The organism is Pseudomonas pseudonitroreducens, assembly GCF_021603645.1.
Lineage (GTDB): Bacteria > Pseudomonadota > Gammaproteobacteria > Pseudomonadales > Pseudomonadaceae > Pseudomonas > Pseudomonas pseudonitroreducens.
The window spans coordinates 623,489-645,770 of record NZ_BQHJ01000001.1 but is presented as its reverse complement, the minus strand read 5'-3'; the positions used below and the strand labels follow the sequence as shown (position 1 = coordinate 645,770).

Sequence of the window (22,282 nt, the reverse complement as noted above, 5' to 3'; positions counted from 1 at the left end):
TCAGTGGCGCTCGAGCGCGCTCACCAGATCGTGGAAGGCCTCGCGGTTGGTCTCGTTCAGGCCCATCAGGATACGGTGGGCCTCGAGCACCTTGCCGCGTACCACCTCCTCGGACTGGTCCTGGGGAGGCAGATCGGTCAGGCAATCCGAGCACGGAATCGGGCGGTCAACGATGTTGAACACCTGATCGAAGCCCATCGACTGCAGCAACCGGGTGATGTCCGCGTTGGTGGTGACCAGCGTGGGCAACAGGCCGACCTTCTGCCGCGAGAGAATCGACAACTTCGCCAGGAGGCCCAGCGTGGTGCTGTCGATGCTCTGGGTTTCCGTGAGATCGATGATGATCGCCGAGAAATTCAACGCGGCGAAGATTTTTTCAATGGTGGCATCCAGCGCCGAACACAGGGTCAGTCGGACTTCGCCCACGAACTTCAGGACGAATGAGCCATCCTGCTCGGCGAACTGGATTTTACCGGTACTCATGCAAGGTTCCTGCTCAACACCAGCAAGGCAATATCATCCGGCATCTCGGACAACTTGGCCAGTCCGAAGACTTGACGCAGGCCATCCAGGGTTCCGCCGGCGGCGACGACCTGCTCGGGCAGGGCCGTCTCCTTTTCCTTCAGCGTAGCTCCCGGAAGGACGTCGAGAATGCCGTCCGAGAACAGGGAAAGACTGAAGGATTTGGGAAGATCGAGGACATGATCCTCGTAAGTCGCTTCATCGAACAGCCCCACCGGCAGGCCACGGCCTTCCAGGTAGCGGGCTTCACCATCGACATAGAGCACTGGCAGCGGCAGATGGCCGCCGATGCTATAGGTCAGGCGATCGGTATCCAGGTCGATCACGCCACCGAGCATGGTCACGTGCTTGCCCAGGTTGCAGTTGATCAACCCGCGGTTGATGTGGCCGAGGACGTCCGACGGCTTGAACTCCGGCAGCATGTCGTTGCGCTTGGACTCGTACAGCAGCCGCGTGGTCATGAACTTCAGCAGCACGGTGACGAAGGCGGACGAAGCGCCGTGGCCGGAGACGTCCGCCAGGTAGAAGCCGATGCGCCGGGCATCCACACGGAAGTAGTCGACGAAATCACCCGACAGGTACAGCGACGGAATGATCTGGTGGGAGAAGGCCAGGCCTTCGGACTCCCAGGGCGTTTCCGGCAGCATGTTCATCTGCACCTGGCGACCGGCGTTCTGGTCCTCCTGGAGCAGGTTCAGGCTGGCCTGCAACTCGCGGTTGGCGGTTTCCAGCTTCTCGCGGTAGCGGCGGTTTTCCGAACGCAGGAAGGCGCGGTCCAGCGCACGGCGTACCGAGTGCTCCAGGACGGCGAGGTCTTCCAGCGGCTTGATCAGGTAGTCGGCGGCGCCCAGGCGCAGGGCCTCGACGGCGTCGCTCATGACACCGGCACCGGACAGCACGATCACCGGGGTTTCCACCGCCATCTCGCTGACGCGACGGATCAGCTCGAGGCCGTCCATCTGCGGCATGCGCAGATCGCAGATCACCAGGTCGGGGAGTTGGTGCTCGAAGACTTTCAGGCCTTCCAGGCCGTTGGTGGCCTGTGTGACCTTGAATCCGCTGTCTTCCAGGTAGGCGGCGAGGCTTTCGCGGACGACGTCGTCGTCATCGATAATCAGCAGCGAGGCACTGGCTTTGTGCATGGGTCATCCAGGCAAACGGCGCCGGGGTTGTGGTTTGGCGCTCATTCTAGGGAACAGCGGCGCGGGTCGGTCGCGACAAGGCGCAGACACTACTCCCATCCGCTCAAGGGTTCAAGCAGGCGCCGCCCGCGCCACCAATGGCGCGGGCTGGAGGACAGAAAAGGTCTGCGCGCAAGGCCGATCAGAAGTCGTCTTCGACTTCGCCGTCCTTCACCTTGAACTCGCGGTTCTGCAAGTAGGCGTTGCGGATGAAGGTGTACTTGTCGCCGCTGATCAGCTTCTCGGACTTGAGCAGGTCGGCACGGGTATCGACCACGTCGACGCCGCGAACGCTGTTACGTACCGATACATTGTCGATGTACGGATACGGGCCGGTGTAGGCATCCGGGATCAGCGACGGCGCATCGCGCAGGGTGCTCGGGCCCAGCAGCGGCAGCATCACGTAGGGGCCACTGCCCACGCCGTAATGGCCGAGGGTCTGGCCGAAGTCCTCGTCGTTGCGGCGCAGTCCCATATGGGTAGCCACGTCGATGAAGCCGGCCAGGCCGAAGGTGGTGTTGAACAGCAGACGGCTGGTATCGACGCCGGCGTCACGGAATTTCAGCTGCAGCAGGTCGTTGACCAGGTTCTTCACGTCACCGATGTTGCCGAAGAAGTTGTGCACGCCATCCTGCACGACGTTGGGGGTGACGTACTGGTAACCCTGGGCCAGCGGCTTGAGCGCGTAGGTGTCCAGGGTGTCGTTGAAGGTGAAGATCGGGCGGTTGATGCTTTCCCACGGGTCGTCTTCGCTGGCGGCCTGGGCCAGGAACGGGATCGTGGCCAGGCCGGCGGCGGCGAGCAGGCTGAAGCAGCGTTTCGTCCATTGGACGCCAAGTGGGCGCATCGGGAATTCTCCAGTGAATGTCTTTCGGGCCAGCCATGGCGGCCCCGCTATGCGGGCAGATTATATAGAGGCGAAACGGTTTTGCGGACCCGAACCGATCTCACAGGATTTCGATTCGTGGCCGCGCACTACCGTTTCGCTTGCTCCAGCCCAAAGCATAGTGCCAGTTCAGTCCGGATACCGTGCGTCGATGACAATTTCCAGTGCGTCGGAGCGCCAGAACTCCTGGTCCCACTCCACCAGCCGGCCGCCGTCGACAAAGCTTGCGCGCTCCACATGCAGGCCCGGCGCGCCTGGCGTCAGTTGCAGCGGTGTCGCCTGCGCAGCCACCAGCGCCGTGGAATGCATGGCCAGCTCGGAGCGCGACAGGCTCAGCCCCAGCTCCTCGCGCAGTACGCGGGTGAGCGAGGTGTCCAGCCCGTGGTCGAGCAGGCCTGGGCACCAGCTGGCATCCAGGGTGAGTTCCTCCAGCATCACCGGCCGCTCGTCGACCCAGCGGCGACGCAGGATGTGAAATACCTCGGCCTCTTCATCCAGCCCCATGCGGCGCGCCAGTGCCGGCCCGGCAGCGCGGCGTTCGGCGGCCAGGACCTCGGTACGCGGTACACGCCCCTGGGCCTGGACGTAATCCATGAAACCGGTGCTGCGGGTCGGGTTGTAGCGGATGCGCGGCGGCGAGACGAACCAGCCGCGACGGTTCTCGCGGTAGAGCACGCCCTCAGTTTCCAGCTGTTGCAGCGCCTCGCGCAGGGTCACTCGGGTGCAGCCAAAGCGCTCGGCCAGCTCACGCTCGGCGGGCAGGCGTTCAGTCAGGGCGGCACTGGCAATGTCCTGCGCAAGCTGGTCGCGGATACGCAGGTAGTGGGGGATGGGTTCGACCGGCATGGGGCATCATCCACGAAAAAGGCGCGGCGATTATAACGACACCACGGCGGACTTCATCGGACCGTCACAATGGCCGGCTAATCTGGCCTAGACCAATCATCAGAAAAGCCCACCATGCCTGCGACTGCCGAGCTTCCGCACTTCACTACCCTGCTGTTCGGACTGTCGGGCGACCTGGTGGACTTCGGCGCAAGGACGCTGCCGGTAGCCCTGCAACGCACCTGCCCCGATTGTCCGCCGGAACGCCTGAGCAACGCCCTCACCCTGCCTCCGCAGGAGGCCCTGGAACTGGCGCTGGGCCGTTGCGCCGACAGCCAGGAGCGCCGCCACTTCCAGTCCGCCCTGGACGCCGCCGCCCAGGCCCACGCCGAAGCCACTCCCGGCGCCCTGGACGCCTTGCAGGCACTGCACCAGCGCGGCGTCCCCTGCGCCTGGCTCGACGAATTGCCCAGTGCCACCGCGCTGCACCTGGCTGCCGTAGTGGACGAGCACCTCGCTACCGGGCTGGAAATCGCTGGCCGTCAATGGCCAGCGCCGGACTCCTGCTGGCAGGCGCTGATGCAGCTTGGTACGCCAGCGCTGGACGGCTGCGTGCTGGTCAGCGGCCAGCCGCGCCTGCTCCAGGCTGGCCTCAACGCCGGCCTGTGGACCATCGGCCTGGCCGCCAGCAGCCCCCTGTGCGGCCACGCGCCGGGCGACTGGGACGCTCTGGGCAGTCTCGACCGCGACCGCCTGCGCGCCCAGGCCACACTCGGCCTGTACCGTCTCGGCGTGCACTCGGTCATCGATCATCTGGGCGAGCTGGATTCCTGCCTGCAGGACATCGCCGGCCGCCGCCTGAAAGGAGAAAAACCATGAAGCACGAGCGCCACCGCTTCCTCGACGAGCTGGCCGAGCGTTTCGCCAGCCACGGCGCCGAGCCTTACGGCGAAGCCGTCAGCCAGGCCGAGCACGCGTTGCAGTGCGCCACCCTGGCCGAGCGCGCCGGCTGCTCCGACAGCCTGGTGATCGCCGCCCTGCTCCACGACATCGGCCACCTCTACGAGGACCCTGAGCTGATCGAGGAACAGGACCTGCGCCACGAAGAGTTCGGCGCCAGCCTGCTACGCGAGCTGCTGCCCGAATCCGTCTGGCAGCCGATCCGCCTGCATGTCGCCGCCAAGCGCTACCTCTGCGCGGTGGACCCTGCCTACCACGCCGGCCTGTCCTGGGCTTCGCGGCAGAGCCTGGCGCTGCAGGGCGGCCCTTTCGACGAGCGCGGCGCCAGCGCTTTCCTCAACGCGCCCTTCTCCCAGGACGCCCTGACCCTGCGGCGGCTGGATGACCTGGGCAAGGACCCGGCCATGCGCACGCCGGAGCTGGAGCACTTCTTCCCGCTGCTCGAACGCCTCCTGCGGGTTGATCGGCATCAGGCAAGGGTGCGCGCGGCGAGTTAAGCTCAAAGGCATGGCGATGGACCTTTTCCCTGCCGGGCGAGGTCCATCTTTGGGTACGTACCGCAGAAGGACACCACCATGCCGACACAACGCCTCCAGGAAGAACTCCAGGCCCTGCGCGACCAACTGGAGCGTCAGCCGCCGCTGAACGCGGAAGAGCGCGAATCGCTGCAAGCGCTGATCAAGGACATCGAGTTGCAGCTGGCCAACGAAGAGGCGCTGGCCGACGAGACCCTGATGGATAACGTCAACCTGGCCGTCGAGCGCTTCGAGGCAAGCCATCCGACCTTGGCCGGCACGCTCCGCTCCATCGTGCAGAGCCTGGCGAACATGGGCATCTGAAGCTCCCAGACATGAAAAACCCGGCCATGGCCGGGTTTTTTGTATCTGCGATTTACAGGCGCGCCGAGAATTACTGACGCACCAGCCGGCGATTGTCCGGCTGCACGGCATCGCTGCTGCGGTACGGGTTGATGTCCAGCCCGCCACGGCGCACGTAGCGCGCATAAACGGTCAGGCGAGCCGGCTGCAGCAGGCGCTGCAGGTCGAGGTAGATGCGCTCGACGCATTGCTCGTGGAAATCCTGGTGCTGGCGGAAAGAAACCACGTAGGCCAGCAGACTCGCGGCATCCAGCGCCGGACCGGCGTACTCGACTACCAGGGTGCCCCAATCCGGCTGGCCAGTGACCGGGCAGTTGGATTTGAGCAGGTGGCTGTAGAGCACTTCGTCAACGCGACGGGTGTCATCGCAACGCAGCAGCTCCGGGCGCGGGTGGTCGTAGCTTTCTACCGCGACGTCCAGGTCGTCGACACAGGTGCCCTGGATGACTGCCACGCCCTCGCCCGCCACTTCGTCCAGGCCGCGAACACGTACGCCTACCGGCGCGCCAGCGGCGGCGGACAGATCACGCTCCATCACCGCGCGCACGGCTTCGGCATTGTCGAAGGCAGTCTGGTTCAGCGAGTTGAGGTAGAGCTTGAAGGACTTGGACTCGATGATGTTCGGCGACTGCGCCGGAATCGAGAACTCGCCGATGGCGACCACCGGCTTGCCCGACGCGGTCAGCCAGGACAGTTCGTAGCAGTTCCAAAGGTCCACGCCCTGGTACGGCAGAGTATCCGCGGTCAGGCCCAGTTCCGCCCACTTGGTGGTGCGGGAGATCGGGAACAGCAGCTCCGGCGCGTAGGTGGAGACGTATTCGCTGGATTTGCCCAGGGGCGAGTGTTCGGCGGGATGCTGCATGGGGAGGTCCTGCTGGATCGGCGATGCGGGTGGTGACGCGAGGCGGCGAGTGTATACAAATCCGCCGCCCCTTTCAGCAGCCGGCGGACGAGCCGGATATCCCGACGTATCCAGCATGCGCCTTTGTAGGATGGGTGGAGCGGGGCGATACCCATGCTGCCTGCGCACCGAATCGATGGGTATCGCTGCGCTCCACACCATCCTACGCAGAGCCAGTCAGAACCACATCCGCACGCCCGCCACCCAGTAGCCCTCCTCGTCCTCCTCGCCCTCGCCGCGAGCGATATCGCCACTGCGGCCGTAGGTCCTGTTCCAGACGTAGCCGAAGTAAGGCGCGAACTCCCGGCGCACTTCGTAGCGCAGGCGCAAGCCCACCTCAAGCTCGCTGCCGCCCGCGCCAACGCCGGTATCGCGGTCATCGGCCAAGGCCAGGTTGTACTCCAGCGCGGGCTCAAGAATCAGCCGCTGGGTCAGCAGCAGCTCGTACTCGGTCTCCAGGCGCAACGACGGGTCGCCGCGCTCGCTGAGGAACAGGTTGGCGTCCACCTCGAACCACTGCGGCGCCAGCCCCTGGAACCCCAGCACTGCGTAGCTGCGCGACGGCCCCGGCTGGTCGTCATGGCGCACGCCCACCTGCCAGTCCCAGAAATCCGCGAGCATGCGCTGGTAGAGCAGTTGAACCTCGTTATCGGTGGTCGGGCCGCCGGCGTCGCGCTCACCTTCGAGTTTCAGACGCAGCTTCTGGTAATCGCTGCCGTACCAGCCCTGGGCTTCCCAGCCCAGCGCCTGGTCGTTGCCGTGGAAGCGGCTTTCCAGGCGCTGGATCAGCAGTGATCCCATCGGCATGTCGTCCATCTCGGCGCTTTCAGCGGGCAAGGCCAGGCCCAGGGTCGCCGCGCAGGCCACCGTTGCTATGCGTTTCATGGCGGTTCCTCAGAGGCTGGCGCTGGCGGGTGCCGGCTCGACGATGACCTTGCGCATCATGCCGGCGGCCATGTGGTAGATCAGGTGGCAATGGAAGGCCCACTCGCCCAGCGCGTCGGCGGGCACGTCGACCTCCAGGGTGCTGCCCGGCGCCACGCTGACCACGTGCTTGAGCGGGTTGAAGCGGCCGTTGCCCTTGTCCAGTTGCATCCACATGCCGTGCAGGTGCATGGGGTGGGTCATCATGGTGTCGTTGACGAAGCGGATGCGCACCCGCTCGCCGTAGGTCAGGCGGATCGGCTCGGCTTCGGAGTACTTCTTGCCGTCGATGGACCAGAAGTAGCGCTCCATGTTGCCGGTCAGGCGGAACTCGATGCTGCGGTCCGGCGCGCGGTAGTCGGCATAGGGGCGCATGGCCTTGAGGTCCGCATAGACCAGCAGGCGGTTGCCCGGCTCGGCCGGTTGCGGCGTCAACCCGCTGCCCGGCGCGTAGTCGGACTTCGGCGCGGCCATGGCCGAGTGATCCATGCCTGCCATCTGCGCATGGTCCATGCCGGCCATGCCGGAGTGATCCATACCGGCCATGCCCGAATCCTTCGACGCGCCCATCGCCATGCCGCCGTGGTCCATGCCCTCGTGGCTCATGCCCATGTCGGCCATGGTCAGTAGCGGCCGCTCGCGCAATGCCGGCACCGCGGCCACCAGGCCCGCGCGCGGCGTCAGCGTCGCACGGGCATAGCCGCTGCGGTCCATGGCTTCGGCGAAGAAGGTGTAGGCGCGGTCCTCCTGCGGCTGGACAATCACGTCGTAGGTCTCGGCCACGGCGATGCGCAACTCGTCCACCGTCACCGGCTGCACGTCGTTGCCGTCGGCCTGCACCACGGTCATCTTCAGGCCGGGAATACGCAGGTCGAAGTAGCTCATACCCGAGCCGTTGATGATGCGCAGGCGCACCCGCTCGCCAGGCTTGAACAGGCCGGTCCAGTTCTGCGTGGAGTCCTGGCCGTTGACCAGGAAGCGGAAGCCGGCAATGTCGGCGATGTCCGTTGGCGTCATGCGCATGCCGCCCCAGTCCAGGCGATCGCGCAGGGTTGCCATAAGGCCATTGGCGCTGGAATCGGCGATGAAATCGCCGAGGGTGCGCTGATTGCGGTTGTAGTAATCGCTCTGCTTCTTCAGGTTGGCAAACACCGTTTCCGGCTTGGTGTCGTGCCAGTCCGCCAGCAGCAGGGTGTATTCACGGTCATAGCGGTACGGCTCGCGCGCCTTCGGCTCGATCACCAGCGGGCCGTACAAGCCCTCGATTTCCTGGAAGTCGCTGTGCGCGTGGTACCAGTAGGTGCCGGACTGTTTCACCGTGAAGCGATAGGTGAAGGTCTCGCCGGGCTTGATCCCCGGGAAGCTGATGCCCGGCACGCCGTCCTGGGTATAGGGCAGGATCAGCCCGTGCCAGTGCAGCGAGGTGTCACGGTCGAGGGTATTGGTGACGCGCAATTCGACGTCCTCGCCCTCCTTGAAGCGCAACTCCGGCGCGGGCGTCTGGCCGTTCACCGTCAGCGCCTTGCGCGCGCCATCGGACAGCTTCAACTCGCCCTCGCCAATCGTCAGGTCATACACGCCCGCCTGCGCCACCCACGGTGCCAGCAGCAGCGCCCCCAGGGCCCAATCCCTTGCGCGAATCATCTCGGCGCGCTCAAGGCTTGACGGTCAGTTTGCCGACCATGCCGGCCTGGTAGTGCCCCGGAATGTTGCAGGCAAACTCCAGGCTGGTGGCCTTGCTGAAGGTCCAGGTCAGCTCGGCGGTCTTGCCCGGCTCCACCAGCACGCTGTTGGGGTCGTCGTGCTTCATCATCTGGCCGTGGCCCATCTTCGAATGGTCCATCTGGCTCATGTCGTGCTGCATACCGGTGGGCGTGAGCATCCCGGCATCCATCATCTGCTGCATTTCCTTCTGGTGGCCGGCGTGCATGGCGGCGCTGCCCAGGTTGAACTCATGCAGCAGGCTGCCGCCGTTGTGGATGACGAAGCGCACGGTCTCGCCGGGCTTCACGTCGATGTTTTCCGGCTCGAAGAACATCTCGCCCAGCTTGATCTCCACGGTGCGGGTGGCCTGGGCGGCCTTGGCCGGCTTGCCGAAGTCATAAGCGTGCCCGGCATCGGCCAGGGCCGGCAGGCTGATAGCGCTGGCAAGACTGATGACAGCGGCTTGGAACAGATGGCGCGGGGACATGGCAAATCTCCTTCTTGGGATGCTGGCCATGGTCGCTGTCGGCCGCTGAGACTTACCTGTCGGGAAGATTACAACTCTGTCAGCTTGGCGCTGAACCACCCGGCGCGGGGTATAAAGAGGGCGAAAAAAAGCCCGCCGAAGGGCGGGCAAGGGGTAACACGATGCTGCGGATTCAACAGACCTGGCGCGCAGAGGCAGCCCGTTCCTGCATGCGCTGGAAGGTGATGTCCCCTCCTCCATCGGCCAGCGCCGGCATGGCGGGGAACAACAGCAGGGCAAACAGCGTGGAGATGATCAGGTGCATGGCGGACTCCTCGAAGACGCTGAAGAATGAACACGCCGCCACTCTGCAACGCCGACGCTGTCAGCCCGCTGACCGCCCCATTACCCTGACGACAGCTGCGCCCCGAGCGCCTGGATGGATACCCGGATGAAACTCCTCATCGTCGAAGACGAACCGCGCATCGGCCAGTACCTGCAGCAAGGCCTGAGCGAAGCCGGCTTCGCCGTCGACCTCAGCGCCGACGGCGACGAAGGCCTGCAACTGGCCCTGGCCGGCGAGCATGACCTGCTGATCCTCGATGTGATGCTGCCGGGCCGCGATGGCTGGCAGATCCTCCAGGCGCTGCGCCAGACCGGCAGTGCCGTGCCGGTGCTGTTCCTCACCGCCCGCGACGCCGTGGAGGACCGCGTGCGCGGCCTGGAACTGGGCGCCGATGACTACCTGGTGAAACCCTTCGCCTTCGTCGAACTGCTCGCCCGCGTCCGCACGCTGCTGCGCCGTGGCGGCCAGCAGATCCAGGAAACCACCCTGCAACTGGCCGACCTCGAACTGGACCTGTTGCGCCGCCGCGTGCAGCGCGCCGGCAAGCGCATCGACCTGACCGCCAAGGAGTTCGCCCTGCTGGAATTGCTGCTGCGCCGCAGCGGCGAGGTGCTGCCCAAGTCGCTGATTGCCTCCCAGGTGTGGGACATGAACTTCGACAGCGACACCAACGTCATCGAAGTCGCCATCCGCCGCCTGCGCGCCAAGGTCGACGATGATTTTCCGCAGCGCCTGATCCATACCGTGCGCGGCATGGGCTACGTCCTGGAAGAGCGCGAAGCATGAGTGCCCGCCTGTCCCTCGGCCTGCGCCTGAGCCTGCTGTTCGCCGCCTGCACCGCGGCTGTTTCGCTGCTGGCAGGCATCGTTTTCAGCCGCGCCAGCGAGGCGCACTTCATCGAGCTGGACCAGCAGTTGCTGAGCGGCAAGCTGGCGATCTTCCGCGACGTGCTGAATGGCGTGAGCAGCGCCGAACAACTCGCGCCGCATAGCGCCGAGCTGCGCCGCGAGCTGGAACGCCACCCCGACCTCGGCCTGCGCCTGCAGGGCCCGGACGGGCAGCGCTGGTTCTGGCAATTTCCAACGATGAACATGGCCAGCGACGAAGCCCCTGCCTACCGCGAACTGCAGGCGCCGCTGGATGCCGCGAACCCGAAGGGCGCGCAGCTCACGCTGATCCTCGACATCACCCATCACCAGCATTTCCTGCAACGCATGCAGCGGCTGATCTGGATGACCATGGGCTTCTCCGCCCTGGCCACTGCGCTGCTCGGCGCCTGGGCCGCGCGCGCCAGCCTGCGCCCACTGCGGCGCATGAGCGAAGTGGCGGCGCAGGTCAGCGCACACTCGCTGACCACCCGCCTCGACGCCGGGCAGATGCCGCAGGAACTGCGCGGCCTGGCCGCCGAGCTGAACGCCATGCTGGCGCGCCTGGAAGAGGCCTTCCAGCGCCTGTCGGCCTTCTCCGCCGATATCGCCCACGAGCTGCGCACGCCGCTCACCGGCCTGCTGACCCAGACCCAGGTGGTGCTGTCGCGCTCACGCAGCCTGGAGGACTACCGCGAGGCGTTGCACGGCAACCTCGAGGAGCTGGAGCGGCTCACCGTGATGGTCAACGACATGCTGTTCCTGGCCAAGGCCGACCACGGCCTGCTCACCCCCAGCAGCCAGCCGCTGGCGCTGGCCAGCGAGGTGGACGAGCTGCTGGAGTTCTACGGGCCGCTGGCCGAGGAAAAATCCATTCGCCTGGAGCGCGATGGCGAGCTGTCGGTACAGGGCGACCGCGCCCTGCTGCGCCGAGTGCTGGCCAACCTGCTGGATAACGCCCTGCGCTTCACCCCCGACGCTGGCCTGATTCGCGTACGCCTGGAGCCGGGCCGCCTGAGCGTGGAAAACCCCGGCCGGGAGATTCCAGCCGAGCGCCTGCCGCGCCTGTTCGACCGCTTCTACCGCGCCGACCCGGCCCGCCGCGAAGGCCAGGGCGAGCATGCCGGGTTGGGGTTGGCGATCTGCCGCTCCATCGTCCGCGCCCATGGCGGGGAGATTCGCTGCGAATCGGCCGATGGGTGGACACGGTTTGTTATCGAGTTTCCGGGCTAGGAGCCCCTCACCCTAACCCTCTCCCAGAGGGAGAGGGGACTGTACGGCATAGGCGGAAACCAAGGCATCAGCCGGCACGCGCGGCTCCCTCTCCCTCCGGGAGAGGGCTGGGGTGAGGGCAAACCAATGCAGCGAAGTTCCAGCCGGCCCAAAAAACAAAAAGGCCCCAATCGGGGCCTTCTCGCATCAACGCAATGCGTCACTCACTGGCGCATCCCGCGCCCGCTCACCAGCAGGCGCACGCAGAACACGTAGAGCAGCACAGTCGCTACCAGCATGAAGATCACCGCCGTGCCGATGCGGATGTCGGACACGCCGAGGATGCCGTAACGGAAGGCGTTGACCATGTGCAGGATCGGGTTGGCCAGCGACACGGTCTGCCAGAACGGCGGCAGCAGCGTGATCGAGTAGAACACCCCGCCCAGGTAGGTCAGCGGTGTCAGCACGAAGGTCGGGATGATCGAGATGTCATCGAAGTTGCGCGCGAACACCGCGTTGACGAAGCCGCCCATGGAGAAGATCGCCGCCGTCAGCACCACCACCAGCACGGTAATGCCGATGTGATGGATCTGCAGGTCGGTGAAGAACAGCGACAGGATGGTGACGATCACACCCACTGCCAGCCCGCGCAGCACGCCACCGCAGACGAAGCCGAGGAGGATGGTGTGCGGCGACACCGGCGACACCAGCAGTTCCTCGATGTTGCGCTGGAACTTGCTGCCGAAGAAGCTCGACACCACGTTGCCGTAGGAGTTGGTGATCACCGACATCATGATCAGCCCCGGCACGATGTACTGCATGTAGGTGAAGCCACCCATGTCGCCGATCTGCCGGCCGATCAGGTTACCGAAGATGACGAAGTACAGGACCATGGTGATCGCCGGCGGCAGCAGGGTCTGCGGCCAGATACGGAGGAAGCGGCGGACTTCGCGGTAGACGATGGTGTTGAGGGCAACCCAGTTGGCGCGCAATTCGTGGCTCATACCGCCACCTTCGACAGATTCTTCTCCACCAGCGACACGAACAGTTCCTCCAGGCGGTTGCTCTTGTTGCGCAGGCTCAGCACCTGCAGGCCCTGGGCATTGAGCTGGACGAACAGGCCGTTGATGCCCAGCGACTTGTCCACCTGAACCTCCAGGGTGTGGTCATCCACCAGGCGTACCGGGTAGCCGTCGAGCTTCGGCGGTTCGCTGAGCGTGCCCTGCAGGTCGAGGTAGAAGGTCTCCACGTGCAGCTTGCTCAGCAGCTTGCGCATGCTGGTGTTCTCGACGATGGTGCCGTGGTCGATGATCGCGATGTTGCGGCACAGCTGCTCGGCCTCCTCCAGGTAGTGGGTGGTGAGGATGATGCTGATGCCTTCGCCGTTGAGCTCGGTGAGGAAGTTCCACATCGAGCGGCGCAGTTCGATATCCACGCCGGCGGTGGGCTCGTCGAGGATCAGCAGGCGCGGCTCGTGGACAAGCGCGCGGGCGATCATCAGGCGGCGCTTCATGCCGCCGGACAGCTCGCGGGAAGCCGAATTGCGCTTGTCCCACAGGCCCAGCTGGGTCAGGTACTTCTCGGCGCGGCCCTTGGCCACACTCATCGGGATGCCGTAGTAGCCGGCCTGGGTGACGACGATGTCGAACACCTTCTCGAACTGGTTGAAGTTGAACTCCTGGGGCACCACGCCCAGGCAGCGCTTCAGGCCGTAGGGATCCTTGTCCAGGTCATGGCCGAACACATTGACCGAGCCGCTGGTCTTGTTCACCAGGGTGGAGAGGATGCCGATGGTGGTGGATTTGCCGGCACCATTGGGGCCCAGCAGGGCGAAGAAATCGCCTTCGGCGACATCCAGATCAATGCCCTTGAGGGCCTGGAAGCCGTTGCCGTAGGTCTTCGTCAGTTGACGGATGGACAGCGCGGAACTCATGGGTTTTCCCGTTGCAAGTCGGTGGAAAGACGCATGTCTTTGGAAAAGGCCTGCTTGATAAGGGTACGCCGCGAGGATTGCAACCTCCGGGGCACGCGCAGGCAATCAGGTCAGGTCGGTCATCACTGCCGCACGGTAGGCCGGACGCGCCTTCAGGCGTTCGTACCAGGCCGCGAGATGCGGCTGAGCCGGGCGCTCGATGGGCATTTCGAACCAAGCATAGATGAAGCTGCCGAGCGGAATGTCACCCATGCCGAATTGTTCACCGGTGAGGAACGGCTGCTTCGCCAGCGCGGCCTCGGGTACCGCCAGCAGGGCCACGCAGGTATCGATGGCGGCCTGGATGGCAGCGGCATCGCGTTGCTCCGGCGGGGTGCGCAGGGTACCCCAGAACACCGTGCGGAGCGGCGCGGCGAAGGACGAGGTGGTCCAGTCCATCCACTTCTCCGCGCTGGCGCGGGCTTGCAGGTCCTGCGGATACAGGTCCGGGGCATAGCGTGCGGCGAGGTAGCGGACGATGCTGTTGGACTCCCAGAGGACGAAGCCGTCGTCCTCCAGCGTCGGTACCACACCGTTGGGGTTCAGCGCGCGATAAGGGCCGTCGTTGACCAGGCCGAAGGCACCGCCGGCGTCGATCCGCTCATAGGCAACCCCCGCCTCCTCCGCGCACCAGAGCGCCTTGCGCACATTGGAGGAGTTCTTCCGGCCCCAGATCTTGAGCATGCTGCGCCTCTCTTGTTGTCGTCATCGGGTGAAGGCACAGCCCGCAGGCGTGACTTCGGATGACGGCACCCTACCGGCAACGACGCCAGGAAAAAAGCCGCAAGCACTGATGGTGACTATCGATTGTTTTCATGTGGCCGATTGTTTTCGTGTGGATGACTGTTTTCAGGCGGGCGAGCGTGTTCTTGCCTGGCCGCTTCGCTGCGCATGTCACCCTCCAGCGGCGCGTCCTCGCCCTGGAACAGATGCGGGTAGCACTGTTTGAGATAGCCGAAGAAGAACTCCTCGGGCACATCGGGGAACTGGCCGTGGTCGCGCAGGTACTCCATGTGCCGCTCGCCGTCGCGATTGAACGGGTGGAAAACGCTGTCATTGCGCCCATCGAACTCCAGCGGCAGCACGCCGAAGGCCTCGCACAGGCCGATATCGAAGGCCGGCGTGGCCTTGACCCAGCGACCTTCGAGGAACAGTTCGGTGTAGCCGTGCATGGCAAATACTTCGCTGCGCAGCAGTTGCAGCAGGCGCGGCGTGGCCAGGTGATTCTTCACGTCGGCCAGACCGATGCGCGCGGGGATGCCGCAATGCCGGGCGCAGGCTGCCAGTAGCGTGGCCTTGGGCACGCAGTAGGACTGCCCGGCCTCCAGCGCATGGCTGGCCTTGAGGGTCTGTGGGTCACGGCTGAACACGTAGGGGTTGTAGCGAACCTTGTCGCGCACCGCGTAGTACAAGGCCACCGCCTGCTCCAGCGGCGTGCCGCCGTCACCGCGGTGATTTAGAGCGAACTCGATTACCCCGGGGTGGTCACTATCAACGAAGCGGCTGGGCTTGAGGTAGGGCTGCATGGCGTTCTCTCCGGGCTCGTGGTCCCTGGCGGGTCGTCCTTGATGGCGCCACCAGTCTAACCAGCCGGATCGGCTACCCGACAAGGCGATCCGGCCAAGCTGTCCGGCCATGCGGCCATCGGCCCACGTTCGGCCAGCTAAGCTTCCGGTGCATTCTGACGGGAGCCCGTCAGGTGCTTGCGCACTGTTCGTCACCAGGCCCGCCGCGACCGCTGTCGCCCCTGCGGGCTGTCATGGAGGAATCCGCATGCTGTTGCTCTGGTTACTCGTCCTGATTCTCGGCGTCGCCTGGCTTGCGCACCGCCGCACCGCGCCGCTCAAGGCCCTCGGCATCGTCGCCGTATACCTCGTGCTGATGAGCCTGTTCAGCCACGCCCACGGCTGGATGGTGCTGTTCTGGCTGATCTGGGCCGTGGTCGCGGTGACGATTCTCGCCACCGACCTGCGCCGCAGCCTGTTCACCTCGCGGCTGTTCGCCTGGTTCAAGAAGACCCTGCCGCCGATGTCCGAGACCGAACGCGAGGCCATCGAGGCCGGCACCGTCTGGTGGGATGGCCAGCTGTTCAGCGGCCGCCCGGACTGGCAGACGCTGCTCGCCTACCCCCGCGCACAGCTGACCGAGGAGGAGCAGGCCTTCGTCGACGGCCCCACCGAACAGCTCTGCGCGATGATCAACGACTACCAGGTCGGCAAGGACATGGACCTGCCGCCGGAGGCCTGGGCCTTCATCAAGGACCAGGGCTTCTTCGGCCTGATCATTCCCAGGGAATACGGCGGCAAGGGCTTCTCCGCCTTCGCCCACTCCCAGGTGGTGATGAAACTCGCCACCCGCAGCGGCGACCTCGCCTCCACCGTGATGGTGCCCAACTCCCTCGGCCCGGCCGAACTGCTGCTGCACTACGGCACCGACGCCCAGCGCCAGCGCTACCTGCCGCGCCTGGCCAGCGGCACAGAAATCCCCTGCTTCGCCCTCACCAGCCCGCAGGCCGGCTCCGATGCCGGCGGCATGACCGACGTTGGCGTGGTCTGCAAGGGCCAGTGGCAGGGCGAGGAAGTCCTCGGCCTGCGCCTGACCTGGGAAAAGCGCTACATCACCCTCGGCCCCGTCGCTACCCTCCTCGGCCTGGCCTTCAAGTGCCATGACCCGGACCACCTGCTGGGCGAGGAAGAAGACCTCGGCATCACCCTGGCGCTGATCCCCACCGACACCGACGGCGTGCAGATCGGCCGCCGCCACGTGCCGCTGGGCGCGGCCTTCATGAACGGCCCCAACTCCGGCAAGGACGTCTTCGTGCCGCTGGACTACATCATCGGCGGCCAGGAAATGATCGGCAAAGGCTGGATGATGCTGATGAACTGCCTGTCGGTGGGCCGCTCGATTTCCCTGCCGGCGGTCGGCACCAGCGCCGCCAAGGCCGGCAGCTACGTCAGCGGTCGCTACGCGCAGGTGCGCGAGCAGTTCAACGTGCCGCTGTCGGCCTTCGAAGGCATCCAGGAGGCCCTGGCGCGCATCGGCGGCAACGCCTGGCTGATGGACAGCGCGCGCATCCTCACCGCCAATGCCGTGGACCTGGGCGAGAAGCCCTCGGTGCTCTCGGCCATCCTCAAGTACCACCTGACCGAACGCGGCCGCGAGTGCATCGCCCACGCCATGGACATCCACGGCGGCAAGGGCATCATCCTCGGCCCGAACAACTATCTGGGACGCTCCTGGCAAGCCGCGCCGATCTTCATCACGGTGGAGGGCGCCAACATCCTTTCGCGCAACCTGATGATCTTCGGCCAGGGCGCCATCCGCTGCCATCCGTACGTCCTGAAGGAAATGGAACTGGCCCGCCGCGAGGATCAGGACCAGGCCGAGCGCGAGTTCGACGAACTGCTGCTCGACCATATCGGCTTCGCCGTCAGCAACGCCGCCAGCAGTCTGTTGCTGGGCCTGGGCTTCGGCAGCTTCGACCAGGTGCCGGGCGACCGCGTCAGCCGCCCGTACTACCGCGCGCTGAACCGTCTCGCCGCGTCCTTCGCCCTGCTCGCCGACTTCAGCATGATGATGCTCGGCGGTGAACTGAAGCGCCGCGAGCGCCTGTCGGCGCGCCTGGGCGATGCGCTGAGCCACCTGTACCTCGGCTCTGCCGCGCTCAAGCGCTACCACGACCTGGACAACCCGGATTACCTGCACCCGCTGCTGCACTGGGCCATGGAGGAGAACCTCGAGAAGGCCGAAGCCGCGCTGGCCGACCTGATCGACAACTTCCCCAACCGTGCCTTCGCCGGCCTGCTGCGCGTGCTGGTGCTGCCGCTGGGCCGCCGCCATCGCGGCCCGAGCGATGCGCTGGACGCCGAGATCGCCGACATTCTCGGCCGCCCGCTGAGCGACCCGGCGTTGCAGGCAATCCTGGCCGGCGCCCACCTGCCCACTGGCGCCGATGACCCAGTGGCCAAGCTGACCTTCGCCTATGACCAGCTCAGCGCCGCCGCCCCCTTGCAGAAGAAACTGCACAAGGCGCTCAAGGAGCACGGCGTCGATCCCAAGCCGGGGCAGTCGCCGATCGATGCGGCCGTCGCGGCAGGCGTGCTGGAGGCCGCTGAAGCGCAAACCCTGCATGCCGCCGAGCGCGCACGCCGCGCGGTGATCGACGTGGATGATTTCTCCAAGGAAGAGCTGGCCGGAAAGGCATCGGCCAGCGAGAAATCGGACAAGGAGAAACCAGCCGGCAAGCCGACCGCCACGGCGGAGTGATCCGCGGGCTTCACCCATGAGGGCGCCTTCGGGCGCCCTTTGCTTGTCCGACGCAGAGCAATGCCGGAAACACCGATCGGGTGCACACTGGCAGCATACCCGTCATGGAGAAACCTCCCATGCGCCGCTTGATCCTTCCACTGCTGGCCATCTTCTTCGTCGCAGCCGCCCAGGCCGACCCGTGGCTCTACCCCAGCCGACCTCGCCCGGCGGCCTCGCCCAGTCCGGTGATCGACCCCATCCAGCAACAACAGGACAGCCTGCGGCGCCAGCAGCAGCTGCGGCAGAACCAGCTGGACAGCCAGCGCCTGAACTACGAGGACCAGCGCCTGCAGATGCAGCAGCAGGACCTGCAGCGCCAGCAGGACAACCAGCGGCGCTGGAACGAACAACGCCGGCAGAGCGACCAGATGATCCAGCGGCAGAAAAACGAGCTGCAGCAGGACCAGCTGCAACAGCAGCAACGCCTCCTCGATCAGCAGCGTCAGCAGATCGATAACCAGCGCCGGCAGATCCAGATGCGTCCGCTCCGCTGATCGCCCGGCTGCAGCAGCGGCGAAACCCGATATAATCCCCGGCCGTTTGTACACAGCTCCAGAGGAATCCCATGGCCAGCGCCTATCTCGACCACCACATCGCCCTGCTCAACCACCTGCGCATGATCCTTGGCGCCCTGGGCGAAGCCGAGCAGGTTCCCGAGGACAACCACGGCCTGTTCCTCGAGCGCTTCGACGAGCTGCTGGTGGAACTGCCGCGCGATCCGGAAGGCGCCCAGTACCTGGGCCAGGATCTGATCAGCCAGGTCTTCCACCGCTATCCGCAGATCGCCCACCTGGTGCCACGCGACCTGCTGTGGTTCTTCGGTGGCGACTGCCTGCACTTCATGCCCGACGAAGAGCTGCAGATGTACCAGCAACTCGACGAGCGCCGCTTCGAAGCGGAAGAAAACGGCGAGCCCTTCGACTGGAACCGCGAGAAGCAGGTGCTCGCCCTGCCGGACGACGCGTCCAAGCACTGATGCCCCTCCGGCGCGGTGCCTGCCGCCGCGCCACGGACGTTCTGTCCAGCGCCCCGTCCCATCCGGTTGACAAACTGACAAGGACACCCCCGACGCCCGCCCGTAGCCTTTTGTTACTTTTTCAACACAAAGGCAGGGAACGTCATGCTCAGCTTCAAGATCTCGCAAGGGGCCCACGAAAAGGTCCGCCGCGTCTCCAGCATCATCTGCACCCTCTTCGCCATCGGGTTCGTCCTGGTGATGTGCTTCACCGCGATCGGTGATCACCTGCGCGCCAAGCGCATCCTGGCCGACCACTCGGTGGTCAGCGCACCGCTGGTACTCGACGAAGTCACCGAAGAGCGCGGCCGCCGCGGACGCACCAAGGAGATGTACCACTTCACCTATCAGTTCCAGGTGAAGGGCCAGCCCTACATCGGCCGTTTCGACGTCGCCGGCAGCAATGCCGACAACTACCCCGAAGGTACCGTGCTGCAGATCGCCTACTCCAACGCCAACCCGGCGCACTTCGACCGCCTCGAACGACTGCAGGGGCTGTCCGAAACCGGCGGCCTGTTCACCCGCCTGGGCGTTGGCGTGCTGGGAGCGGCGTTGATCGGCTTCGTCATCCACCTGCTGGCGACCCGACGGCTGTTCGTGCCCCGCGAGGAGCCGGCAGCGGCCTGAGCCGGACAGACAAAAAAGCCCGCGATTCGCGGGCTTTTTCATGGGGCTGTCGAGTCAACTTTCGCCGGTTTCGACCTCTTCCCGAGCCGGGAACAACAGACTGGCCAATATGCCCAGCGCCAGCACCACCAGCACCACGATCAGGCTGGTGTTGGCATCGATGCTGTAACCATGGTGGAACAACTGGTCCGTGGCATTCAGCCCCAGTTTGGCGGCGATGAAGAACAGCAACACCACGACCGATTTTTCCAGGTGAACCAGGTAGCGCTTGAGCGCTTCGAGAACGAAATACAGCGTACGCAGGCCAAGGATGGCGAACAGCATGGCGGAGTAGACGATCAGCGGCTCGCGACTGACGGCAATCACCGCCGGCACCGAATCGAAGGCGAACAGCACGTCCGAGACCTCGACTACCACCAGGCAGAGGAACAACGGCGTAGCGAAGATGGCGCCCTTGGCGGCCAGGCCGATGCCCCGGTTCTCTGGCTTGCGCGCCTCTGCTTCCACCTGTTGGCGCGCTACGAAGAAGCGCCCACCGAGCAGCTTCGGCCAGACCGGAAACAGCTTGCTGGCGAAGCGGTAGGCCAGGTGCCGGGAATAGTCTTCCTCTTCGTCATCATCGCCACCGCCCTTGAGCATCATCACGCCGGTCCAGGCGACGATCAGGCCGAAGAGGATTTCCACCCACGGGCCGAAAGCCAGCAGGCCGGTGCCGATGGCCACGAAGATGGCGCGGAACACGACAGCTCCGATGATGCCCCAGTAGAGCACCCGGTGGCGCAGGCCATCCGGCATCTTGAACCAGGCAAAGATGGCGATGAAGACGAACAGGTTGTCGACGCTCAGGACCTTCTCCAGCGCATAGCCTGTCAGGAACAGGCTGGCCACCTGGGCGCCGTGCTGGATGTAGAGGAAGCCGGCGAAGCCCAGGGAAATCGCGACCCAGAAGATCGACCAGGCCACTGCACCGGTCAGGGAAATGGGCTTGTTGTCCCGATGAGTCACCATGTCCAGCAACAGGGCGGCCAGGGCCAGCCCGACGAAAACCGCCATTGTCAGCGGGGGAAAGCCTATGTGTGTCTGTTCCACGATTGCAGTACTCGAAAAGGAATGTCGATCAGGTCAGGCGGACGGACGGCTCGGGCCGGAGGTGCGTCGCCAACGGGGATGGAAGACCCGCCAATGCGGGTCCTGTGCGGCGCGCAGCAGGGCATGGTCGCCCTGGGTATCGCCCCAGGCGCGCAGCCGGTAGGCGCTCAAGGGGCCGTACTTGGCCTGCAGGCGCAGCACCTTGTTCTCGGCCCGGCAGTTGCCGCCGAGGATGCGGCCGGTCAGCCGGCCATCGACGACTTCCAGCTCGGTGCCGATCAACCCCACGCCCAGGCGCTCTGCAAAGGGAAGCAGCACCAGCGCCGGCGAAGCCGAGCAGAGGGTCACTGCGGCGCCGGAATCCAACTCTGCGGCGACACCGCGCAAACCGCCGGGGCGCAACAGATAGCCCCAGATGAACTGGCAATAGGCCTGCGCGCGGGCCGACAGCCATTTCGCCTCGATGCCCCGCAGAAAAACCCGGATCAGACAGGCCTTGAGCTCATCGCGGCTGATTCGCCGACAAAGGAAAGCCAGGCCCGGCAGGACCATGGCCGGCAGGCGACGGAGGAATCCGAGCGTGCCGAAGGCGAACCACAGGAACGGCAGAAAGCTGTCGTGCCGCGTCAGGGTCCCGTCGAAGTCGAACACCGACAGGACGTTCACGTTGCCGGCACCCGGCAGATGCTCACGGCGATCCAGCCACTCCACCATCCGCGTCACCACCTCACCGGAACGACCAGCAATCCCCGGCCACCTCACCGACAGGCGAGGCGAACGGGCCCTGCTCCATCGCGGCGCGATCGAGCGCAGGCATTCTCGGGTGCCAGCCTGGCCCGACAAACGGGAATCCCCTCAGGGCTGCGTCAGAATCTTCTCCAATGCAGGCGCGCGAATGGGCCCGCAGGCGCCCGCTGGGCGGAAATCAGCGGCGACGGGGAAATCAATGGCGGGAGCGTGCTGGGCTTGCTGCGCGGCATCCGGCCCGGATGAGGCCCGGTGAATGGCACTTTTCGCCGCACAAACGAAAACGCCGCCCTGATGGGCGGCGTTTCGATTCTGGAGCGGGAAACGAGACTCGAACTCGCGACCCCGACCTTGGCAAGGTCGTGCTCTACCAACTGAGCTATTCCCGCATCAACTTGCTGTAACCCTCGGCTTTCGCCGCAGGTTAACGAAAACGCCGCCCTGATGGGCGGCGTTTCGATTTTGGAGCGGGAAACGAGACTCGAACTCGCGACCCCGACCTTGGCAAGGTCGTGCTCTACCAACTGAGCTATTCCCGCAGCAACTTGTTGCAACCTTCAGCTTTCGCCGAAGGGTAACGCCATTTCATCTTTCGGTCACTGCCAGAGGCAATGATCGAGAATCTGGAGCGGGAAACGAGACTCGAACTCGCGACCCCGACCTTGGCAAGGTCGTGCTCTACCAACTGAGCTATTCCCGCAATGGCGTCCCCTAGGGGACTCGAACCCCTGTTACCGCCGTGAAAGGGCGGTGTCCTAGGCCACTAGACGAAGGGGACGCGGCCCGGAACTTAACATCTTTCCGACTTCGTCGTTCCGGCTTATTCAGCGTTTCGCGTCGAAGTGGCGCGCAT

At 65.2% G+C, this 22,282-nt stretch carries 24 protein-coding genes and 4 tRNA genes; 9 read left to right on the top strand and 19 right to left on the bottom strand.

The genetic code is table 11. The features are described from left to right. The 4 genes from rssC to L6D89_RS03025 all read right to left on the bottom strand — a co-directional run bounded on the left by rssC (window position 1) and on the right by L6D89_RS03025 (window position 3,435). Complete coding sequence (gene rssC / locus L6D89_RS03040; protein WP_017517513.1) at window positions 1–483, bottom strand: anti-sigma factor antagonist RssC; 483 nt, start codon at window positions 481–483, stop codon at window positions 1–3. Then, window positions 480–1,664, bottom strand: a complete 1,185-nt coding sequence (gene rssB / locus L6D89_RS03035; protein WP_024763890.1) for a two-component system response regulator RssB — start codon at window positions 1,662–1,664, stop codon at window positions 480–482. Before rssB ends, rssC begins: the two co-directional genes overlap by 4 nt. A 181-nt stretch (window positions 1,665–1,845) precedes the next feature. Next, window positions 1,846–2,550, bottom strand: coding sequence for an MlaA family lipoprotein (locus L6D89_RS03030; protein ID WP_236170772.1), 705 nt, complete (start codon window positions 2,548–2,550; stop codon window positions 1,846–1,848). 168 nt (window positions 2,551–2,718) lie between these two features. After that, on the bottom strand, window positions 2,719–3,435 hold the full coding sequence (locus L6D89_RS03025; protein ID WP_236198699.1) for a UTRA domain-containing protein: 717 nt from the start codon (window positions 3,433–3,435) through the stop codon (window positions 2,719–2,721). Window positions 3,436–3,549: 114 nt separating this feature from the next. Between L6D89_RS03025 and L6D89_RS03020 the strand changes: the two genes are divergently transcribed. The 3 genes from L6D89_RS03020 to L6D89_RS03010 all read left to right on the top strand — a co-directional run bounded on the left by L6D89_RS03020 (window position 3,550) and on the right by L6D89_RS03010 (window position 5,213). Then, window positions 3,550–4,293: an HAD superfamily inactivated hydrolase PcrP gene (locus tag L6D89_RS03020; RefSeq protein WP_236198698.1), complete on the top strand. Its 744-nt coding sequence runs from the start codon at window positions 3,550–3,552 to the stop codon at window positions 4,291–4,293. Then, window positions 4,290–4,871 (top strand): phosphonate degradation HD-domain oxygenase, encoded by a 582-nt coding sequence (locus tag L6D89_RS03015; protein WP_236170775.1) that lies wholly within the window; start codon window positions 4,290–4,292, stop codon window positions 4,869–4,871. Before L6D89_RS03020 ends, L6D89_RS03015 begins: the two co-directional genes overlap by 4 nt. Window positions 4,872–4,949: 78 nt before the next feature. Continuing rightward, on the top strand, window positions 4,950–5,213 hold the full coding sequence (locus L6D89_RS03010) for a DUF4404 family protein (protein ID WP_024763885.1): 264 nt from the start codon (window positions 4,950–4,952) through the stop codon (window positions 5,211–5,213). A gap of 70 nt (window positions 5,214–5,283) precedes the next feature. On the opposite strand, the gene queF is transcribed toward L6D89_RS03010, so the two are convergent. From queF to L6D89_RS32605, 5 genes are all read right to left on the bottom strand, one after another. After that, the gene (gene queF / locus L6D89_RS03005) at window positions 5,284–6,114 is read right to left on the bottom strand and encodes an NADPH-dependent 7-cyano-7-deazaguanine reductase QueF (RefSeq protein ID WP_236198697.1); all 831 of its coding nucleotides are present in this window, start codon (window positions 6,112–6,114) and stop codon (window positions 5,284–5,286) included. A 216-nt stretch (window positions 6,115–6,330) separates the two neighbouring features. Continuing rightward, the gene (locus L6D89_RS03000) at window positions 6,331–7,038 is read right to left on the bottom strand and encodes a copper resistance protein B (RefSeq protein WP_236198696.1); all 708 of its coding nucleotides are present in this window, start codon (window positions 7,036–7,038) and stop codon (window positions 6,331–6,333) included. A 9-nt stretch (window positions 7,039–7,047) separates the two neighbouring features. Further along, window positions 7,048–8,721 carry a copper resistance system multicopper oxidase gene (locus tag L6D89_RS02995; RefSeq protein ID WP_236198695.1) on the bottom strand — a complete coding sequence of 558 codons (1,674 nt, stop codon included), beginning with the start codon at window positions 8,719–8,721 and terminating at the stop codon, window positions 7,048–7,050. Window positions 8,722–8,731: 10 nt separating this feature from the next. Beyond that, window positions 8,732–9,268 (bottom strand): copper-resistant cuproprotein CopI, encoded by a 537-nt coding sequence (gene copI, locus L6D89_RS02990; RefSeq protein WP_236198694.1) that lies wholly within the window; start codon window positions 9,266–9,268, stop codon window positions 8,732–8,734. A 172-nt stretch (window positions 9,269–9,440) separates the two neighbouring features. Then, a complete protein-coding gene (locus L6D89_RS32605) occupies window positions 9,441–9,572 on the bottom strand; it encodes a co-regulatory protein PtrA N-terminal domain-containing protein (RefSeq protein ID WP_275094668.1) in 132 nt (43 codons plus the stop codon). 126 nt (window positions 9,573–9,698) lie between these two features. Here L6D89_RS32605 and L6D89_RS02985 point away from each other — a divergent pair, with 126 nt between their 5' ends. Together L6D89_RS02985 and L6D89_RS02980 are read left to right on the top strand one after the other, a co-directional pair. Beyond that, window positions 9,699–10,379, top strand: coding sequence for a heavy metal response regulator transcription factor (locus L6D89_RS02985; RefSeq protein WP_236170780.1), 681 nt, complete (start codon window positions 9,699–9,701; stop codon window positions 10,377–10,379). Beyond that, complete coding sequence (locus tag L6D89_RS02980; RefSeq protein WP_236198693.1) at window positions 10,376–11,692, top strand: heavy metal sensor histidine kinase; 1,317 nt, start codon at window positions 10,376–10,378, stop codon at window positions 11,690–11,692. The genes L6D89_RS02985 and L6D89_RS02980 overlap by 4 nt, the downstream gene beginning before the upstream one ends. Window positions 11,693–11,895: 203 nt before the next feature. Here the strand turns inward: L6D89_RS02980 and L6D89_RS02975 are convergent, their stop codons facing one another. The 4 genes from L6D89_RS02975 to L6D89_RS02960 form a co-directional block, all read right to left on the bottom strand. Next, window positions 11,896–12,675, bottom strand: coding sequence for an ABC transporter permease (locus L6D89_RS02975; RefSeq protein WP_205336452.1), 780 nt, complete (start codon window positions 12,673–12,675; stop codon window positions 11,896–11,898). Beyond that, on the bottom strand, window positions 12,672–13,604 hold the full coding sequence (locus L6D89_RS02970; RefSeq protein ID WP_236170782.1) for an ABC transporter ATP-binding protein: 933 nt from the start codon (window positions 13,602–13,604) through the stop codon (window positions 12,672–12,674). The genes L6D89_RS02975 and L6D89_RS02970 overlap by 4 nt, the downstream gene beginning before the upstream one ends. 105 nt (window positions 13,605–13,709) lie before the next feature. After that, window positions 13,710–14,327, bottom strand: a complete 618-nt coding sequence (locus tag L6D89_RS02965; RefSeq protein ID WP_236198692.1) for a glutathione S-transferase family protein — start codon at window positions 14,325–14,327, stop codon at window positions 13,710–13,712. 116 nt (window positions 14,328–14,443) lie between these two features. Continuing rightward, a complete protein-coding gene (locus tag L6D89_RS02960; RefSeq protein ID WP_236198691.1) occupies window positions 14,444–15,169 on the bottom strand; it encodes a transglutaminase-like domain-containing protein in 726 nt (241 codons plus the stop codon). Between the two features lie 247 nt (window positions 15,170–15,416). On the opposite strand from L6D89_RS02960, the gene L6D89_RS02955 reads away from it, so the two are divergent. The 4 genes from L6D89_RS02955 to L6D89_RS02940 all read left to right on the top strand — a co-directional run bounded on the left by L6D89_RS02955 (window position 15,417) and on the right by L6D89_RS02940 (window position 19,593). Beyond that, window positions 15,417–17,909, top strand: coding sequence for an acyl-CoA dehydrogenase (locus L6D89_RS02955; protein ID WP_236198690.1), 2,493 nt, complete (start codon window positions 15,417–15,419; stop codon window positions 17,907–17,909). Window positions 17,910–18,028: 119 nt separating this feature from the next. Further along, window positions 18,029–18,445 carry a PA2816 family glutamine-rich protein gene (locus tag L6D89_RS02950; protein ID WP_236170786.1) on the top strand — a complete coding sequence of 139 codons (417 nt, stop codon included), beginning with the start codon at window positions 18,029–18,031 and terminating at the stop codon, window positions 18,443–18,445. 71 nt (window positions 18,446–18,516) lie between these two features. Next, window positions 18,517–18,927 carry a PA2817 family protein gene (locus L6D89_RS02945; RefSeq protein ID WP_236170787.1) on the top strand — a complete coding sequence of 137 codons (411 nt, stop codon included), beginning with the start codon at window positions 18,517–18,519 and terminating at the stop codon, window positions 18,925–18,927. A gap of 144 nt (window positions 18,928–19,071) precedes the next feature. Beyond that, window positions 19,072–19,593, top strand: coding sequence for a DUF3592 domain-containing protein (locus L6D89_RS02940; RefSeq protein ID WP_236170788.1), 522 nt, complete (start codon window positions 19,072–19,074; stop codon window positions 19,591–19,593). Window positions 19,594–19,647: 54 nt separating this feature from the next. Here the strand turns inward: L6D89_RS02940 and L6D89_RS02935 are convergent, their stop codons facing one another. The 6 genes from L6D89_RS02935 to L6D89_RS02910 form a co-directional block, all read right to left on the bottom strand. After that, window positions 19,648–20,682 (bottom strand): TerC/Alx family metal homeostasis membrane protein, encoded by a 1,035-nt coding sequence (locus L6D89_RS02935; protein ID WP_236198689.1) that lies wholly within the window; start codon window positions 20,680–20,682, stop codon window positions 19,648–19,650. A gap of 33 nt (window positions 20,683–20,715) precedes the next feature. Beyond that, on the bottom strand, window positions 20,716–21,396 hold the full coding sequence (locus tag L6D89_RS02930) for an HAD-IB family phosphatase (RefSeq protein WP_236198862.1): 681 nt from the start codon (window positions 21,394–21,396) through the stop codon (window positions 20,716–20,718). 346 nt (window positions 21,397–21,742) lie between these two features. Next, window positions 21,743–21,818, bottom strand: a tRNA-Gly gene (locus tag L6D89_RS02925). A 74-nt stretch (window positions 21,819–21,892) separates the two neighbouring features. After that, window positions 21,893–21,968 (bottom strand) — tRNA-Gly (locus L6D89_RS02920). An 85-nt stretch (window positions 21,969–22,053) separates the two neighbouring features. Next, window positions 22,054–22,129, bottom strand: a tRNA-Gly gene (locus tag L6D89_RS02915). Window positions 22,130–22,131: 2 nt separating this feature from the next. After that, window positions 22,132–22,207: transfer RNA gene (locus L6D89_RS02910), tRNA-Glu, on the bottom strand. Window positions 22,208–22,282: the final 75 nt, after the last annotated feature.